At 68.6% G+C, this 1,307-nt stretch carries 2 protein-coding genes; both read right to left on the bottom strand.

Features of this window, described 5'->3' with window-relative positions; all coding sequences use genetic code 11:
- Positions 1-761, bottom strand: a 761-nt coding sequence (locus Q8Q85_00145; protein MDP3772658.1) for a TIM barrel protein, incomplete at its 3' end; no start/stop codon positions are given.
- A gap of 50 nt (positions 762-811) precedes the next feature.
- Positions 812-1,307 (bottom strand): sugar phosphate isomerase/epimerase (locus Q8Q85_00140; GenBank protein ID MDP3772657.1); only part of this gene is annotated, 496 nt, incomplete at its 5' end.

Genomic DNA, 1,307 nt, shown 5'->3' with positions numbered 1-1,307 from the left:
TGCGCGACGTAGCCCGTGAACCCGGTGTCCGCGATCGCCTGGGCGATGGCGCGGTAGTTCAGCTCCTGGGTGGCGTCCAACTCGTGACGGCCGGGAACGCCGCCGGTGTGGTAGTGCGCGATGTAGGCCGCGTTGTCCCGGATCGTCCGGATCACGTCGCCTTCCATGATCTGCATGTGGTAGATGTCGTAGAGCAGCTTCACCCGCGGCGAATTCACCGCGCGCACCACCGTCACGCCGAACGAGGTGCGATCCCCCATGTAGTCGCGGTGATCCACCCTGCTGTTCAGCAGCTCGAGGCAGATGGTGACGCCGCGCTCCTCGGCGAGCGCCTTGATCCGGTTCAGTCCCGCGACACAGTTGTCGATGCCCTCGGCGTCGGTCTTCCCTTGCCGGTTCCCGAACATCGCGATGACGTTGGGCACGCCGGCCCTCGCGGCCGAGGGGATGGTCTGCTCCAGCTCTCGCAGGAGCATCGGGTGGTTGGCGGGATCGTTAAAGCCGGTGCGGATGAAGTCGCGCCGCGCAGTCGGGTAGCCCATCGAGCAGACCAGGCCGTTGTCCGCCGCCACCGGCCACTCTTCAGGCTGGAGCAGGTCGATGGCCACCAGGCCCATGCCGCGGGCGGCGCGGCAGAACTCGGCCAGCGGGATGCGCTCGTAGATCCAGCGGCACACCGACTGCTTCAGGCGGCCGGTGCGAGGCGCCGCCTCCGCGCGGACGCCGCGCCGGAAGGGCAGCGCGCCCGCCGCGCTAGCCATGAGTCCTAGGAATCCACGTCGGTGCAAGGAAAGGTCCTCGGTTTTCCAGGCTACACGCGCAGGCCGCTGAGATACCGATAGCTCGCCGCGATGGACGCCATCGGGTCCGGCGGCTCGTCGTGCTCCACGAAGTAGTGCCGGATCCCCGCCTGCGCGCGACGCGCGAAGGTGCCTCGCCAGTCTATGACGCCCGCGCCCACATCCACCATCCGCCCGTCCGCGGTCATGTCCTTGACGTGCACCAGCGGGAAGCGGCCCGGCCACCGGCGGAAATAGGCGAGCGGGTCCTTCCCGCCGCTCCGGATCCAGAAGAGGTCCATCTCGATCTTCACATGCTCGGGGTCCGACGCCTCGAGGAGGACGTCGAACGGCACCTGCCCGCCGATGGGCGTGAACTCGTAATTGTGATTGTGGTACGCGAAGGTGATCCCCTCGCGCGAGGCCGCCTCGCCCGCGCGTGTGAACAACTCGCCGATGCGCCGCCAGTCGTCGAGGGTCCGGCGCCGCTCCCGCGGGGTCCACGCCACCACGAGATACCGGTGCCCC

Source organism: Gemmatimonadales bacterium (assembly GCA_030697825.1).
Lineage (GTDB): Bacteria > Gemmatimonadota > Gemmatimonadetes > Gemmatimonadales > JACORV01 > JACORV01.
The sequence above is the reverse complement of the archived record's forward strand: the minus strand, read 5'-3'. Positions and strand labels throughout refer to the sequence as shown.